Below are 14,302 nucleotides of genomic sequence, written 5' to 3' on the forward strand. Positions count from 1 at the left end.
CGAGCGTGTAACGATCGGGTTAATCGTCTCCGGCGACGCCGGGGCAGGACCGTCGCGCTCCACTACTCTCGATCGTGGCGGGCACCCGAGCTCCGCGGGAAGAGTGGTGTCGTGCCGAGGGTCAGGGCCGGCGCAGAGCGCACCGCGATCGACCGACCGGTCGTCGCGCACACCCACCGCCGCCCGCTCGGCGAGACCACCCAGGCCCTCTTCCCCCTCGTCCTCGACGCGGCCGCGGTCGGGCGCGCGAGCGTCGACGGCGGTGCCCGGGCCCTTCTCGAGCGCTACGCGGCCTGGGGCGGCAACGCCCTCGTGGCGACCGACGCCGCCGGCTCGACCGAGGGCGAGTCGGCCGTCGGAGCCTGGCTCTCCGGCCGCCGCGACCGCGACCGGCTCCTGCTGATCGGGCGCTTCGGCGCCCCCGCCGGCTCCGTCGCCTCGCCGCGCGCCCTGGTGAGCCGGGTCGAGGAGTCCCTCCGCCGCCTCCGCACCGACCGTCTCGACGTCCTCGCCGTGCGTCCGGACGGCGCCGGCAGACTCGACGAGCTGCTCGCCGCTTTAGAGGTCCTGCTGGCGCGCGGCATGGCGCGCTCGGTCATCGCCTCCGGCTTCGCCGCCGAGGAGCTCTTCGAGGCCCGCGTGCTGGCCGGTCACGGCCTGCCCCGCTTCGCCGCCGTCGAGGTCGGCTACAGCCTGCTCGAGCGCGACGAGGCGGAGGGCGACGTCGGCCTGGTCGCGGCCGGCCAGGGTCTGTCGCTCGTCTCGACCGCGCCGCTCGCGCACGGGTTCCTCCGCGGGGTCGCCCGTACCCGCCGGGAGCTCAGCCGGCTCCCCGACGGCCACCGCGCCGCGGCGCACGCCGGCCGTCGAGGCCGCCGCGTGCTGGCCACGCTCGACGCGATCGGCGTCGAGCTGTCCGCGGCACCGGCCGCCGTCGCCCTCGCCTGGCTCCTCGCGCGTCCCCGCCTCGTCGCGGCGACCGTCGATCCCCGGAGTGCCACCGAGGTGGACGCATTCGTCCGGGCGGTCTCGCTCGACCTCGACGACGGCCACCTCGCCGCCCTCGAGCGCGCGGGCCGCTGACGCGACCGCTTCTCCCGCGACACCGCCCGGCACCCTCCCGGCGTGGCCTACGCTGGGTCGGATGAGCAACGGCGTGGCACTCCCTCTCGAACAGCCGGAGACGACCATCGGAGCAGCCGGCGGCTCCCTGGTCCGCCGGTCGGTCCTCCCGAGCGGCGTCCGCATCCTCAGCGAGGCGATGCCCGGTGCCCGCAGCGCGACCGTCGGCTTCTGGGTGGCAGCGGGCTCCCGCGATGAGGCCCCCGCCCGGCCGGGCGTCGACGGCTCACCCGCCACGCCGTCGAACTTCGGCTCGACCCACTTCCTCGAGCACCTGCTTTTCAAGGGCACGAAGACGCGCACGGCGCTCGACATCGCCGTCGCGTTCGACTCCGTCGGCGGGGAGCACAACGCGCTCACAGCCAAGGAGTACACCTGCTACTACGCCAAGATCCAGGACCGCGACCTCCCGATGGCCGTCGAGGTCATCGCCGACATGGTGACGTCCAGCCTCCTCGATCCCGTCGAGTTCGAGACAGAGCGCGGCGTCATCCTCGAAGAGCTCGCCATGGCCGACGACGATCCCGCGGATGCGGCGAGCGAGCGCCTGTTCGAGGCCGTCTTCGGCGACCACCCGCTCGGTCGCCCGATCGGCGGCAGCGCCGAGACCATCGGCGGGGCGACCCGCGATGCGGTCTGGGCGCACTACCGCGCGGCCTACCGCCCGAACGACCTGGTCGTGACGGTCGCGGGAGCGGTCGACCACGACGTGCTCGTCGCGCTGCTGACCCGCGTGCTCGCCTCCGACGGCTGGGACCTCGAGACGCCCGCGTCCCCGGTCGCCCGCCGGGTCGGAGGGTCCGCCGCCTTCACGCGCGGCACGCCGCTCTCCCTCGTGCACCGGCCGACCGAGCAGGCGAACCTGCTGATCGGCTTCCCGGGCCTCGCCGCGGCCGACGAGCGCCGGATGACGATGGGGGTCCTCAACTCGATCCTCGGCGGCGGGATGTCGTCCCGCCTGTTCCAGGAGGTGCGCGAGAAGCGCGGGCTCGCCTACTCGGTCTACTCCTTCGCCCCGTCCTACTCCGACGCCGGGATCTTCGGCCTCTACGCGGCCTGCACGCCGGCGAAGGCCGGCACGGTCGCCGAGCTCCTGCTCACCGAGTTCTCGCGTCTGGCCGAGCACGGCGTCACCGCCGACGAGCTGCGCCGGGCGCGGGGCCAGCTCTCGGGAGCCGCCGCCCTCGCCCTCGAGGACTCGGACACGCGCATGTCCCGCCTCGGCCGCGCCGAGCTCACGTTCGGCGAGTTCGTCGACCTCGACGAGAGCCTGCGCCGCCTCGCCCTCGTCGGTGCGGACGACGTCCAGGCACTCGCGGCAGACTTGGCGAGGGGGCCGTCGTCGATCTCGGCCGTCGGCGCGGTCGACGACTCGACGTTCGCCGGCATCGCCGAGGTCGAGAGCGCTTCCGCGGTCTGACCGGATCGCACGACCGCTGACCGCGCACCGTCGCGCCGCATCAAGGAGGACCTCGTGTCCCACTACATCTACCTCGTCCGCCACGGTGAGCAGCAGGACGCCGAGCACGGGCTGCCCGACGGCCCCCTCTCGGCGAGGGGTGAGCGTCAGGCCCGGCTGATCGCCGAGCGCCTCGGCGGCGTGCCGTTCACCGGCGCCTGGCACTCGCCGCTGCGCCGGGCGGAGGAGACCGCCGCGCGCTTCCGTGCCGTCCTCCCCGGGCTCGCGATCGAGCCCTCGTCGCTCCTGTTCGACTGCATCCCGTCCGGCCCGACCCCCGACATGCCGCGCTCGTTCGAGCCGTTCTTCGGGAGCGTCACCGCGGCCGAGATCGAGGCGGGGCACGCGCAGATGCAGGACGCGGTGGCCGAGTTCCTCGCGCCGTCCCGCGAGGACCGCCACGACCTCCTGATCACGCACAACTTCGTCATCGGCTGGTTCGTCCGCCACGTCTTCGACGCTCCCGACTGGCGCTGGCTGGGCGTCAACCAGGCGAACTGCGGCCTGACGATCATCCGCGTCCGCTCGCGGAAGCCCCCGGTGCTCGTCGTGCACAACGACCTGGCGCACCTCCCCGTCGAGCTGCGCACCGGTCTGCCGGAGGCGCAGCCGTACTAGGGCCTGTCGAACACGAGACCGCCGTCGCGAGCACGGTCTGATCGTGCGAGCTGCAAGGAGCGGATCGAAGGTCCACGCGGGGCATGGGACGAGATCCGCGACGCCGCAGATCGTGCGATCAGGCCGAGCGGAGCACGCGGGATCGTGTTCGACAGGCCCTAGCGTGGACCGATGACCACGCTGCTCCGCACCGGTGACGATCACGACGTCGATGCCTGCGTGCGCGTGTGGCTCGAGTCGCTCGAGGCCCGCGACGGAAGCGTCCCCGCCTCCGGGATCGAGCAGCGCGCCCGCGCGAAGCTCGCCGCCCCTCGGGTCTCGTTCGTCGTCGCCGAGGGCGAGGGCTCGGTCGACGGCTTCGTCCTGGTGTCGGTGCCCGGGAGCGGCTTCGCCGACGATCCGCCGCACGCCGCCTACCTCTCGCTGCTCGCGGTCCGGCCGTCGGCCCAGGGCAGAGGTCTCGCACGGAGGCTGCTCGCCGCGGCCGAGCGCGACGCGGCGGAGGTCGCGGACGAGGCCGTCCTCCACGTCCTCCTCGACAACACGGGCGCCCGCGCTCTCTACGCCTCGGCGGGCTGGAGCGAGGCGGGGGAGCCCTTCCCCCATCCGCTCTCCGGTGCCCCCGTGGTCTCGCTCCGCCGCCTCCTCGACCGCTGATCGTTAGGCTGGAGGAGTGATGACCTCCGTCGCCGTGGTCGGCGCGTCCGGCAAGCTCGGCTCCCTCACCTGCTCCCTCATCGAGGCCTCCGACGAGTTCGAGCTCGTCGCGCGCCTGGGCTCCCGGAGCGACCCGCGCGAGATGCTCGCGGCCGATGTCGTCGTCGACATGACCGTGCCGGCCGTCAGCCAGGGCATCGTCGATCTCGCGGTGGCGAACGGCCGCAAGGTGCTCGTGGGGACCTCGGGCTGGACGGGCGACCGGATCGCGACCCTCCGCCGCACCGTCGAGGCGCAGCCGGACGCCGGGGTCGTCATCATCCCCAACTTCTCGCTCGGCTCGGTCGTCGCGACGGCGCTGGCGACCGTGGCCGCGCAGTTCTTCGACGCGACCGAGATCATCGAGACCCACGGCGCGCGCAAGGTCGACTCGCCCTCCGGCACGGCCGTGCGCACAGCCGAGCTCATCCTCCGGGCCCGTGGCGAGCGCGGCCCGGTCGAGGCGCCGCACACCGACCAGCGCGCCAGAGGGCAGCAGGTCGCGAGCATCCCGGTGCACAGCCTCCGCCTGCCCGGCGTCGAGGCGCGTCAGGAGGTGGTCTTCGGCGGCACGGGCGAGACTCTCACCATCCGTCACGACACCTCGTCGCAGGCGTCCTACGAGGCCGGGATCCTGCGTGCCCTCCACGCCACCGCGACCGCCTCCGGAGTCGTGGTGGGGCTCGACGCGCTGCTCGACCTCCGCGCGGCGTTCGATGCCGCGCCGCTGGCGGAGCGCGTTCCCGACGAGCCGCCGGTGGTCGACGACGTCCCGTCCGGCCAGGCCGCCGCCGTGACGAGCACCCCGTGAGGAGCCGCATCGGCGTCGGCCTGATGGCCGTGCTGCTGGCGCTCTACCTCTTCGTCTGCCTGCAGTACTCGGTCGTCGCGTTCGCGGCCGGCACGGTGCCGGGCATCGTGATGGGCGTGGGTCTGCTGATCCTCGGAGGGATCGGGGTGTGGGGCCTCGTCCGCGAGCTGCTCTTCGGCATCCGCGCCGAGCGCCTCGCGCGGCGACTCGAGCAGGAGGACGCGCTGCCGAAGGAGGTCGTCGACTCCCGGGAGAGCGGGCGCCCGGTGCGCGAGGAGGCCGACGCGCTCTTCCCGCGCTACGCCCAGGAGGTCGACGCCGATCCCGAGAGCTGGCGCGCCTGGTACCGCCTCGGTCTCGCCTACGACGCGAGCGGCGACCGCAAGCGCGCTCGAGGTGCGATCCGCCGCTCGATCGCCCTCGAGCACGACGCACCCAACTGATCGAGGGTCAGTTCAGCACCCAGCCCAGCGCCTCGGCGACGGTCCGGTGGCGGAAGACGAAGCCGTCGTCGAGCAGTCGCTGGGGGACCAGCTGCTGGCTCGAGAGCAGCAGCTCGTGCCCGGCGTCGCGCAGGGCGAGCTCGATGATCTTCTCGGGCACCGCCAGCTTGAACGGGCGGTGCAGCTGCTCGGCGAGGGTGCGCATGACGTCGTTCGCCGTCGCCGGCGTCGGGCCCGCGAGGTTGACCGGGCCCGAGAGCGACGAGGTCAGGAGGTGGCGGATCGCCGCGGCCTCGTCGTACAGGCTGATCCACGGCCACGCCTGGTCGCCGCTGCCGAGCGGGCCGGCCAGACCGAAGCGGGTGAGCGGCAGGAGCGGCTTGAGCGCCCCTCCCATCCCGAGGACCAGACCCGTGCGGAAGGTGACCACGCGGGTGCTCTCCGGCGCGAGATGAGCCGCCTGCTCCCAGCGCTCGACGACATCGGCGAGGAATCCGTCGCCGCGGGACGACTCCTCGGTGAGCTGCTCGCCCGGCCGGTCGCCGTAGTAGCCGACCGCGGAGGCGTTGAGCAGGATCGTCGGGGGAGTGGTCGCCATCCGCATCGCGTCGGTGATGGTCTGCGTCGCCTGCACGCGCGAGTCGAGGATCTCGCGCTTGTACGACGAGGTCCACGGCAGCCGGCTGATCGAGGCGCCCGAGAGGTTGATCACCGCGTCGACCCGGTCGAGGACGCTGAAATCGAGCATGTGCGAGGTGGGCGCCCAGTGGAACTCGTCCGGGCTCGTCGGCGCGTGCCGCACCAGACGGAAGATCTCGTGCCCGTCCGCGCGGAGCTGCCCGGTGAGCTCGGAGCCGATCATGCCGCTCGCCCCCGAGATCAGGACGCGGAGCCGGCGGGGAGGCGTCACGGGCTCGACGCGCGCCTCGGCGTCCGGCAGCACCGGGTGGCGCTGGTCGGTCGAGCGGGCGGACCGCCGAGCGGATCCGGCGGTCGCACCGGCTCCGTCGTGGTCGGAGTGCCGTGCGGATGAGTCGCTCATGATGCCTCCTGAGGCTCGTCGCGGGCGGCCCGCGAGGCGGGTCCAGCCTAGGACGTCACGCCCGGGAGCCGGCCGAGCGCCCGATCACTCGCGCGCGCACCAGGAGGAGGTACAGCTCGCAGCCGAGGCAGAGCCCGAACGTGGCGTTGAGGAACGCGGCGACGAAGGCGACGGCGGCCGCGATCGGCGCGGCACCGGGCACTCCGGCGAGGTGCAGCACCACTCCGGCGCCCGTGACGAGCAGCCCGATGAGCTGAGCGAAGCGCGGCGGCCGGGCGTCCTCCCACTCCTCGGGAGGCGCGAGCCGCGGCCGCACGAGACGACGGAAGACGACGGCCCACGGTCCGGAGCCGACGCCCCGTGCCACCGACCAGGCGAACAGCGCGGCGAGCACGAGCAGCAGGAGGAAGCCCGGCTGCGCGAGTCGCGCTGCGATGTCGCCGGTGGCCGGGGCACCGAGGCCGAGCCCGACCGTCACGAGGAGCAGGAGAGCGGTGACGGAGGCGGCGAAGCGCGGGCCGCGCGGATCGACGTGGCCCCGAGGCGGGGTGCTGCTGCTCATCGTGCGGTCTCCAGTCGGTCGAGCTCGTCGAGGACGACGGCACGGGTGGGCGCGCCGCCGATGCGGGTGCGGGGGACTCCGTCGGCGTCGAGCACCAGGAGGGTGGGGGTCTGCCGCACGTGGAAGCGGTCGGCCAGGTCGGCGCGGTGCGTGAGGTCGACGTCGAGGTGCACGACCCCTGGTCGCTGCCTGCTGATGTCGGCGAGCATCCGGTGCACGGCGGGGCAGCGGGTGCAGAACTCGGTCGAGAACTGCACGACGGTCGCGACACCTCCGAGCACCGCACCGTCGACGAGGCCGGAGGGATCGATCCGCTCGACGCCCGTCGTCGATCGGGCCCGCCCCGACGCGCGCCGATGGGCGAGGCCGAGGGCCGTCGCGAGGGCGACGAGCGCCGCGAGGGCAGCGGCGACGACGAGAGGATCCACGACTCGACGCTAGGCCGTGCCGCGGCCGCACACCCGTTCATGACGCCGCGAGACGTCGAGGGGTGCTCTAGGGTCGAAGCCGTGACCGAGCAGAACGCCCCCGACGGCGAGTTCACCTTCCGCTCCGATGTCGTCGTCGAGCTCATCAGATCGAGCGCGCACGACTCCGACGTCCTCTTCGCGGCCCGTGTCTCGACGCAGGGCGAGCAGACCCTCGCCGCCGCCCTCGACGACGAGGACGCCGACGCCGAGAAGCAGCGCAAGCGCGACCGCGGCCTCATCAACTACCTGATGCGCGACCGCCACGGCTCCCCGTTCGAGCACAACTCGATGACCTTCTACGTGCAGGCGCCGATCTTCGTGTTCCGCGAGTTCATGCGGCACCGCATCGCCTCCTACAACGAGGAGTCGGGCCGCTACCGCGAGCTCCGCCCCGTCTTCTACGTGCCCGGCCCCGAGCGCAACCTCGTCCAGGTCGGCAAGCCCGGCGCCTACTCCTTCGAGCCCGGCACCCCGGAGCAGACCGAGCTCGTCGTCGCCGAGGCGCGCCGTGCCAGCATCCAGGCCTTCGAGGCCTACCAGCGGATGCTCGACGCCGGCGTCGCCCGCGAGGTCGCCCGCATCGTGCTGCCGCTCAACATCTACTCGTCGATGTACGTGACGCTGAACGCCCGCTCGCTGATGAACTTCCTGTCGCTGCGCACCAAGCGCGAGGACTCGACCTTCCCCTCCTTCCCGCAGCGCGAGATCGAGATGGCCGCCGAGCAGATGGAGCGGCACTTCGAGGAGCTGATGCCCCTGACGGCCGCGGCCTTCACCGCGAACGGCCGCGTCGCCCCGTAGCCTCCGCCCCTCCACCGGATCGACTCCGGCTGCGACCGCCCGACCCGATACCCTGATGCTCGTGTCAACTCCGGAGAATCCTTTCGGCCAGGTCCTGGTCGCCCTGGTCACCCCGTTCACCGCCGACGGCGAGGTCGACTGGCCCGGCGTCGAGAAGCACATCGACGACTGCGTAAAGGCCGGCGCCGACGGCATCGTCGTCACCGGGACCACGGGCGAGACCAGCACGCTCACCGACCCCGAGAAGATCCGTCTCGTCGAGGTCGGCAAGGCGGTCGCGGGAGGCCGCGCGAAGATCATCACCGGAGGCGGCTCGAACGAGACCGCGCACGCCATGCAGCTCGCGCGCCAGAGCGAGAAGGCCGGCGCCGACGGCAACATGATCGTCACGCCGTACTACAACAAGCCCACGCAGGCCGGCATCCTCACGCACTTCCGGATGATCGCCGACGCGACCGACCTGCCCGTGATCCTCTACGACATCCCTGGTCGCACCGGTGTCCCGATCCGCTACGAGACGATCCTCCGTGCGGCGAAGCACCCCAACATCCTCGCCGTGAAGGATGCCAAGGGCGACCTCGCGGAGGTGAGCCGCGTCCTCAACCAGACCGACCTGATGTACTTCTGCGGAGACGACGCCAACGTCCTGCCCGAGCTCGCCATCGGCGCCACCGGGCTCATCGGCGTGACGGCGAACATCGCCGCCTCTCCGTACCGCACGATCGTCGACGCCGTGAACGCGGGAGACCTGCACGCCGCGACCCTCGCGCACCAGCAGCTCGAGCCGCTCGTGCGCGCCGTGATGACCCACGTCCCCGGAACGGTCGCGGCGAAGTACATCCTGCACGGCCTCGGCCGCATCTCCTCGCCCCGCGTCCGGCTCCCGCTCGTCGGCCCCGAGGAGTCGGAGGCGGCGCTCATCGAGGACGAGCTCGGCCTCGTCCGCGACATCCCCGGCGTCGACTTCCGCAACTTCCGGCCCGACCGGAACGCTGCGGCCGGCGGCGCCCTCCCGAAGGTCGCCGGCACCACGCGCTGACGCCGCTCGCGCGGCACCCCCGTCGAACAGGAGAAGCACGCATGCCCGGTCCCGTGATCATCCCCCCGGCGCTCGCGGCCGGCACCCTGCGCATCATTCCGCTCGGCGGTCTCGGCGAGATCGGCCGCAACATGACGGTCTTCGAGATCGACGGCAAGATCCTCGTGGTCGACTGCGGAGTGCTCTTCCCCGAGGAGAACCAGCCGGGGGTCGACCTGATCCTCCCCGACTTCGGGCCTATCGAGGACCGCCTCGACGACATCGTCGGAGTGGTGCTGACGCACGGGCACGAGGACCACATCGGAGCCGTCCCCTACCTCCTCCGGCTCAAGCGCGACATCCCGCTGATCGGCTCGACGCTGACCCTCGCCCTGGTCGAGGCGAAGCTCAGGGAGCACCGGATCACGCCGTACACGCTCACCGTGAAGGAGGGGGACATCGAGAACCTCGGGCCCTTCGAGCTCGAGTTCGTGGCCGTCAACCACTCCATCCCCGATGCGCTCGCCGTCGCGATCATCACCGACGCCGGCTCGGTGCTGCACACCGGCGACTTCAAGATGGACCAGCTCCCGCTGGACGGCCGGATCACCGACCTCCGCGCCTTCGCCCGCCTGGGCGAGGAGGGCATCGACCTCTTCATGGTCGACTCGACCAACGCCGACGTGCCCGGATTCACGCCGAACGAGCGCGACATCGGCCCCGTCATCGAGGCGGTCATCGCCAAGGCGACGCGGCGCGTGATCGTCGCGAGCTTCTCCAGCCACGTGCACCGCGTGCAGCAGGTCCTCGACGCCGCCCACGCCAACGGCCGACGCGTCGCCCTCCTCGGGCGCTCGATGGTCCGCAACATGAGGATCGCGGCCGACCTGGGCTACCTGAAGGTGCCGCAGGGCGTGCTGATCGACGTCAAGAGGGCCGGCGACATCCCCGAGGACAGGATCGTCTACATGTCGACGGGGTCGCAGGGCGAGCCGATGGCGGTCCTCAGCCGGATGGCCAACCGCGACCACCAGATCGAGCCGGGGGAGGGCGACACCGTCATCCTCGCCTCGAGCCTCATCCCGGGCAACGAGAACGCCGTCTACCGCGTGATCAACGGCCTGACGAAGCTCGGCGCGACCGTCGTGCACAAGGGCAACGCGAAGGTGCACGTCTCGGGACACGCCGCCGCGGGCGAGCTGATCTACTGCTACAACATCCTCAAGCCCCGCCACGTGATGCCCGTGCACGGCGAGTACCGCCACCTCGTCGCGAACGCGAGGCTCGCGCGGGACACGGGCATCCCCGAGGAGAACACGATCATCGCCGAGGACGGCACCGTGATCGACCTGGTCGACGGGACGGTGCAGGTCGTCGGCCGGCTCGATCTGGGCTTCGTCTACGTCGACGGCTCCTCGGTCGGCGAGATCACCGACGCCGACCTCAAGGACCGCCGGATCCTCGGCGAGGAGGGCTTCATCTCGATCATCGTGGTGGTCGAGGCCGGCACCGGTCGCATCGTCGTCGGGCCCGAGATCCACGCGAAGGGTTTCGCCGAGGACGACCGGGTCTTCGACGAGGTCAAGCCGCGCATCGCGAAGGCCCTCGAGGAGGCGGTCCAGAGCGGCGTGAGCGACCCGCACGCCCTCTCGCAGAGCGTGCGCCGCGTCGTCGGCCGCTGGGTCAACACCAGCTATCGACGCCGGCCGATGATCGTCCCGCTGGTCATCGAAGCCTGACTCCGCCGCGCTCGTCTGGCCGATCGCGGCGCGACCGGGCACACTGAACGCGGGGGACCGTCGTCCGACCCCTGTCTCCGGAGGCCCGCGTGGACTACTCGATCCGGCCGGCCCGCCCGGACGACGCCCCGTTCCTCGCCGACATGCTCGTCGAGGCGGCGAACTGGACCGGCGGCTCCTCGCGCACCAGGGTCGACGTCCTGGCCGAGGAGGCGACCCGTCGCTACATCGCCGGCTGGCCCCGCGCGGGCGACCTCGGCTCCGTGGCGGCGACGGCCGACGGCGAGCGGATCGGCGCCTGCTGGACGCGGCTGTTCACCTCGGCGGTGCCGGGCAAGGGGTTCATCGCGGCGGGCGTGCCCGAGCTGACGCTGGGCGTCCGGCCGGTGTACCGGGCCCAGGGGATCGGTCGCGCACTCGTCCGAGCGGCGATGTCCGACGCCCGTGCCGCCGGATACGCGCGGATCTCGCTGAACGTCTCGCGGGACAACTTCGCCCGCCGCCTCTACATCAGCGAGGGCTTCACCGTGGTCGCCGATCGCGGCGACGCCGAGACCATGGTCGCCCTGCTCCGCTGACGCGGGCCACGGCGCGGGTCCGCGGCGTTGTCGGGGCCGACGGGTACGGTGGCCTCATGGCGACGAGCACCAAGACGACCTCCCGTGGGCGGGGGAGTGCGCCCGCGCGCTCCGGCGCTCCGCGTTCCGGCCGGGGCTCGGGACGGGGTGCCGCCGAGAAGGCCACCGTCGCGTTCGACACGGCGCCGCGCACCAACATCCTCGTCCGCCTCTGGATGACCCTGGCGCACGTGGTCGGCGGCGCCGCCCGCGCCCTCGGCCCCGAGCGGCTCGCGAAGGAGGAGCGCCGTGACGGCGTCCCCTTCCTGCTCGTCCTGCTCGCCCTCGCGGGCGCGGTCGTCGAGTGGTTCCTGGCCACCGATCCCGTGGCCACGATCCTCGACGCCTGGACCTTCGGCGCCCTCTTCGGCCGGGTGGCCTACGTCCTCCCCGTCGTGCTGCTGCTCTTCGCCCTCTGGCTCTTCCGGCACCCCAGCTCCGTCGACGACAACGGCCGCATCGGAGTGGGGCTCACGTTCCTCCTCGTCGCCTCGGCCGGAATCTGCCACGCGCACCTCGGCGCTCCCGCCCCGGGCGTCGGCATCGAGCAGATGGCCGCCGCCGGCGGCGTGCTCGGCTGGCTGGTCGGCGCGCCGCTCGTCGCCATCGCGACGGTGACCGGAGCGACGATCCTGCTCTCCGCCGTGATCCTGCTCTCGCTGTTCATCATCACCAAGACCCCGCCGAACCGCGTCGGAGCCCGCTTCCGCGAGCTCTACTCCTACCTCTTCGGCACGCCCGTCCTCGACGACGAGGAGCGCGCCCGGCTGAAGGCCGAGAAGGCCGAGGCGAAGGCGAAGGCCAAGGCCGAGGCGGAGGAGTCCGACGAGCAGGAGGACGGCGGTGAGCTGCCCTGGTGGCGTCGCACCGACTCCGGTCGCGAGGACGAGCCGACGGTGCAGACCGAGCTGCCGATCGACTCCCTCACCGAGGTCATCGAGACGCCGAAGGGCCCCCGGGGTCGCGCCAAGGGCTTCGACACCGCGCTCGAGGAGCGCGACGAGCCGGCCGACCCGCCGACGCGCTCCTACGCGACCGAGGTCCTCTCCGAGGCGGAGAGCGCCGAGGCCGCGCTCGCCCGGTTCGAGAAGGACGGCGGAACCCGGCCCCTGTCCGGAGTCGTCGACGACGACGCGACGAGCGTCATAGACCTCGACGGCCTCGACGTCGCCCCGGCCGTTCCCGTGCCGCCCGTCATCGAGACCGGGCCGATCGCCCCGCTGCCGGCCGACGCCGACCCCACCGCCGAGTTCGACTCCTCCTTCGAGGACGACGCGCCCTACCGCCTGCCGTCCGCGGCGGCGCTGTCCACCGGCACGCCCTCGAAGGCGCGTTCCGCTGCCAACGACGAGATGGTCCGCGCGATCACCGAGGTCCTCCAGCAGTTCAACGTCGACGCGACCGTCACCGGCTTCTCCCGGGGGCCGACGGTCACGCGCTACGAGATCGAGCTCGGCCCGGGCGTGAAGGTCGAGCGGGTCACCGCGCTCAGCAAGAACCTCTCCTACGCGGTAGCGAGCAACGAGGTCCGCATCCTCTCGCCCATCCCGGGCAAGAGCGCGATCGGCGTCGAGATCCCCAACACGGATCGCGAGATCGTCTCGCTCGGCGACGTGCTGCGCTCCGCCGCGTCGACGTCGTCCACGCACCCGATGACGATCGGCGTCGGCAAGGACGTCGAGGGCGGCTACGTCGTCGCGAACCTCGCCAAGATGCCGCACCTCCTCGTCGCCGGCTCCACGGGCTCGGGCAAGTCGAGCTTCGTGAACTCGATGATCACGAGCCTGCTGATGCGGGCGCGGCCGCAGGACGTCCGGATGGTCCTGATCGACCCCAAGCGGGTCGAGCTGACGATCTACGCCGGCGTCCCGCACCTGATCACGCCCATCATCACGAACCCCAAGAAGGCGGCCGAGGCGCTGCAGTGGGTCGTGAAGGAGATGGACATGCGCTACGACGACCTCGCGTCGTTCGGCTTCCGTCACATCGACGACTTCAACGCCGCCGTCCGCGGCGGAGACCTGAAGCTCCCCGCGGGCAGCAACCGCGTACTGAAGCCCTACCCCTACCTCCTGGTCGTGGTCGACGAGCTGGCCGACCTGATGATGATCGCCCCGCGCGACGTCGAGGACTCGATCGTCCGCATCACGCAGCTGGCGCGCGCCTCGGGGATCCACCTCGTCCTCGCGACCCAGCGCCCGAGCGTCGACGTCGTCACCGGACTGATCAAGGCGAACGTGCCGAGCCGTCTCGCGTTCGCCGTCACGAGCGTCACCGACTCGCGGGTCATCCTCGACCAGCCGGGAGCCGACAAGCTCATCGGCCAGGGCGACGGCCTCTTCCTCCCCATGGGCACGAACAAGCCGATGCGCGTGCAGGGGGCGTGGGTCCGCGAGGACGAGATCGCGAAGGTGGTCGAGCACGTCACCCGCCAGGCGCAGCCCGAGTACCGCCAGGACATCACCGTGCAGGCGCAGCGCAAGGAGGTCGACTCCGACATCGGCGACGACCTCGAGCTGCTCATCGCCGCAGCCGAGCTGGTCGTGAGCACGCAGTTCGGCTCGACCTCGATGCTGCAGCGGAAGCTCCGTGTCGGCTTCGCCAAGGCCGGGCGCCTGATGGACCTGCTCGAGTCGCGCGAGGTCGTCGGTCCCTCCGAGGGCTCGAAGGCGCGCGACGTCCTGGTCTCCGCCGAGCAGCTTCCCGGCGTCCTCGAGCGGATGCGCGGCGGCGACGGAGTCGACGCCACCCCCGCCCCCTCCGCGGTCGCCCCCGACCCCTACGAGGATCCGCTGGCCGAGCCGGTCGGTCCGGTCGCGACCGACTACCACGACGACGACGAGGGCTCCAGCGACGACGCCTGGGCCCTGACCGGTCGCGACTGAGACATGACCCGACACGACG

At 72.3% G+C, this 14,302-nt stretch carries 14 protein-coding genes; 11 read left to right on the plus strand and 3 right to left on the minus strand.

Annotation, left to right across the window (positions count from 1 at the left end; genetic code table 11):
* The first annotated feature begins 111 nt into the window (after positions 1-111).
* The 6 genes from GRS96_RS09485 to GRS96_RS09510 all read left to right on the plus strand — a co-directional run bounded on the left by GRS96_RS09485 (position 112) and on the right by GRS96_RS09510 (position 5,149).
* Positions 112-1,083 carry an aldo/keto reductase gene (locus GRS96_RS09485; RefSeq protein WP_159988351.1) on the plus strand — a complete coding sequence of 324 codons (972 nt, stop codon included), beginning with the start codon at positions 112-114 and terminating at the stop codon, positions 1,081-1,083.
* Between the two features lie 61 nt (positions 1,084-1,144).
* On the plus strand, positions 1,145-2,542 hold the full coding sequence (locus GRS96_RS09490) for a M16 family metallopeptidase (protein ID WP_159858057.1): 1,398 nt from the start codon (positions 1,145-1,147) through the stop codon (positions 2,540-2,542).
* A 54-nt stretch (positions 2,543-2,596) separates the two neighbouring features.
* Positions 2,597-3,199, plus strand: a complete 603-nt coding sequence (locus GRS96_RS09495) for a histidine phosphatase family protein (protein ID WP_159858055.1) — start codon at positions 2,597-2,599, stop codon at positions 3,197-3,199.
* Positions 3,200-3,370: 171 nt separating this feature from the next.
* Positions 3,371-3,856 (plus strand): GNAT family N-acetyltransferase, encoded by a 486-nt coding sequence (locus tag GRS96_RS09500; protein WP_159858053.1) that lies wholly within the window; start codon positions 3,371-3,373, stop codon positions 3,854-3,856.
* A 16-nt stretch (positions 3,857-3,872) separates the two neighbouring features.
* Positions 3,873-4,706, plus strand: a complete 834-nt coding sequence (dapB, locus tag GRS96_RS09505; RefSeq protein WP_159858051.1) for a 4-hydroxy-tetrahydrodipicolinate reductase — start codon at positions 3,873-3,875, stop codon at positions 4,704-4,706.
* Entirely contained in the window at positions 4,703-5,149 is a 447-nt protein-coding gene (locus GRS96_RS09510; RefSeq protein WP_159988352.1) for a hypothetical protein, read from the plus strand. The genes dapB and GRS96_RS09510 overlap by 4 nt, the downstream gene beginning before the upstream one ends.
* 7 nt (positions 5,150-5,156) lie before the next feature.
* Here GRS96_RS09510 and GRS96_RS09515 read toward each other — a convergent pair whose 3' ends face one another.
* The 3 genes from GRS96_RS09515 to GRS96_RS09525 are packed head-to-tail and all read right to left on the minus strand — an operon-like array spanning position 5,157 to position 7,181.
* Positions 5,157-6,191 carry a TIGR01777 family oxidoreductase gene (locus GRS96_RS09515; RefSeq protein WP_159858047.1) on the minus strand — a complete coding sequence of 345 codons (1,035 nt, stop codon included), beginning with the start codon at positions 6,189-6,191 and terminating at the stop codon, positions 5,157-5,159.
* 55 nt (positions 6,192-6,246) lie between these two features.
* Positions 6,247-6,753: a DUF4395 domain-containing protein gene (locus GRS96_RS09520; protein WP_159988353.1), complete on the minus strand. Its 507-nt coding sequence runs from the start codon at positions 6,751-6,753 to the stop codon at positions 6,247-6,249.
* Positions 6,750-7,181 carry a thioredoxin family protein gene (locus GRS96_RS09525; RefSeq protein ID WP_159988354.1) on the minus strand — a complete coding sequence of 144 codons (432 nt, stop codon included), beginning with the start codon at positions 7,179-7,181 and terminating at the stop codon, positions 6,750-6,752. Before GRS96_RS09525 ends, GRS96_RS09520 begins: the two co-directional genes overlap by 4 nt.
* An 81-nt stretch (positions 7,182-7,262) precedes the next feature.
* On the opposite strand from GRS96_RS09525, the gene thyX reads away from it, so the two are divergent.
* From thyX to GRS96_RS09550, 5 genes are all read left to right on the plus strand, one after another.
* On the plus strand, positions 7,263-8,024 hold the full coding sequence (gene thyX, locus GRS96_RS09530; RefSeq protein WP_235022062.1) for an FAD-dependent thymidylate synthase: 762 nt from the start codon (positions 7,263-7,265) through the stop codon (positions 8,022-8,024).
* 55 nt (positions 8,025-8,079) lie between these two features.
* Positions 8,080-9,063, plus strand: a complete 984-nt coding sequence (gene dapA / locus GRS96_RS09535; protein WP_442966613.1) for a 4-hydroxy-tetrahydrodipicolinate synthase — start codon at positions 8,080-8,082, stop codon at positions 9,061-9,063.
* A 41-nt stretch (positions 9,064-9,104) separates the two neighbouring features.
* Positions 9,105-10,781: a ribonuclease J gene (locus GRS96_RS09540; protein ID WP_159988356.1), complete on the plus strand. Its 1,677-nt coding sequence runs from the start codon at positions 9,105-9,107 to the stop codon at positions 10,779-10,781.
* A gap of 89 nt (positions 10,782-10,870) precedes the next feature.
* Positions 10,871-11,359 carry a GNAT family N-acetyltransferase gene (locus GRS96_RS09545; protein WP_235022061.1) on the plus strand — a complete coding sequence of 163 codons (489 nt, stop codon included), beginning with the start codon at positions 10,871-10,873 and terminating at the stop codon, positions 11,357-11,359.
* A gap of 56 nt (positions 11,360-11,415) precedes the next feature.
* Positions 11,416-14,283 (plus strand): FtsK/SpoIIIE family DNA translocase, encoded by a 2,868-nt coding sequence (locus GRS96_RS09550; RefSeq protein ID WP_159988357.1) that lies wholly within the window; start codon positions 11,416-11,418, stop codon positions 14,281-14,283.
* Positions 14,284-14,302: the final 19 nt, after the last annotated feature.

The sequence above is a fragment of the Rathayibacter sp. VKM Ac-2803 genome, assembly GCF_009807175.1.
In the GTDB taxonomy this organism is placed as follows: domain Bacteria; phylum Actinomycetota; class Actinomycetes; order Actinomycetales; family Microbacteriaceae; genus Rathayibacter.

Bases quoted from the DNA above. Each gene is read 5' to 3' on its own strand.
- GRS96_RS09540 (WP_159988356.1), top strand. From the start codon at position 9,105: ATGCCCGGTCCCGTGATCATCCCCCCGGCGCTCGCGGCCGGCACCCTG.
- GRS96_RS09500 (WP_159858053.1), top strand. From the start codon at position 3,371: ATGACCACGCTGCTCCGCACCGGTGACGATCACGACGTCGATGCCTGC.
- dapA (WP_442966613.1), top strand. From the start codon at position 8,080: ATGCTCGTGTCAACTCCGGAGAATCCTTTCGGCCAGGTCCTGGTCGCC.
- GRS96_RS09550 (WP_159988357.1), top strand. From the start codon at position 11,416: ATGGCGACGAGCACCAAGACGACCTCCCGTGGGCGGGGGAGTGCGCCC.
- GRS96_RS09515 (WP_159858047.1), bottom strand. From the start codon at position 6,191: ATGAGCGACTCATCCGCACGGCACTCCGACCACGACGGAGCCGGTGCG.
- GRS96_RS09490 (WP_159858057.1), top strand. From the start codon at position 1,145: ATGAGCAACGGCGTGGCACTCCCTCTCGAACAGCCGGAGACGACCATC.
- GRS96_RS09520 (WP_159988353.1), bottom strand. From the start codon at position 6,753: ATGAGCAGCAGCACCCCGCCTCGGGGCCACGTCGATCCGCGCGGCCCG.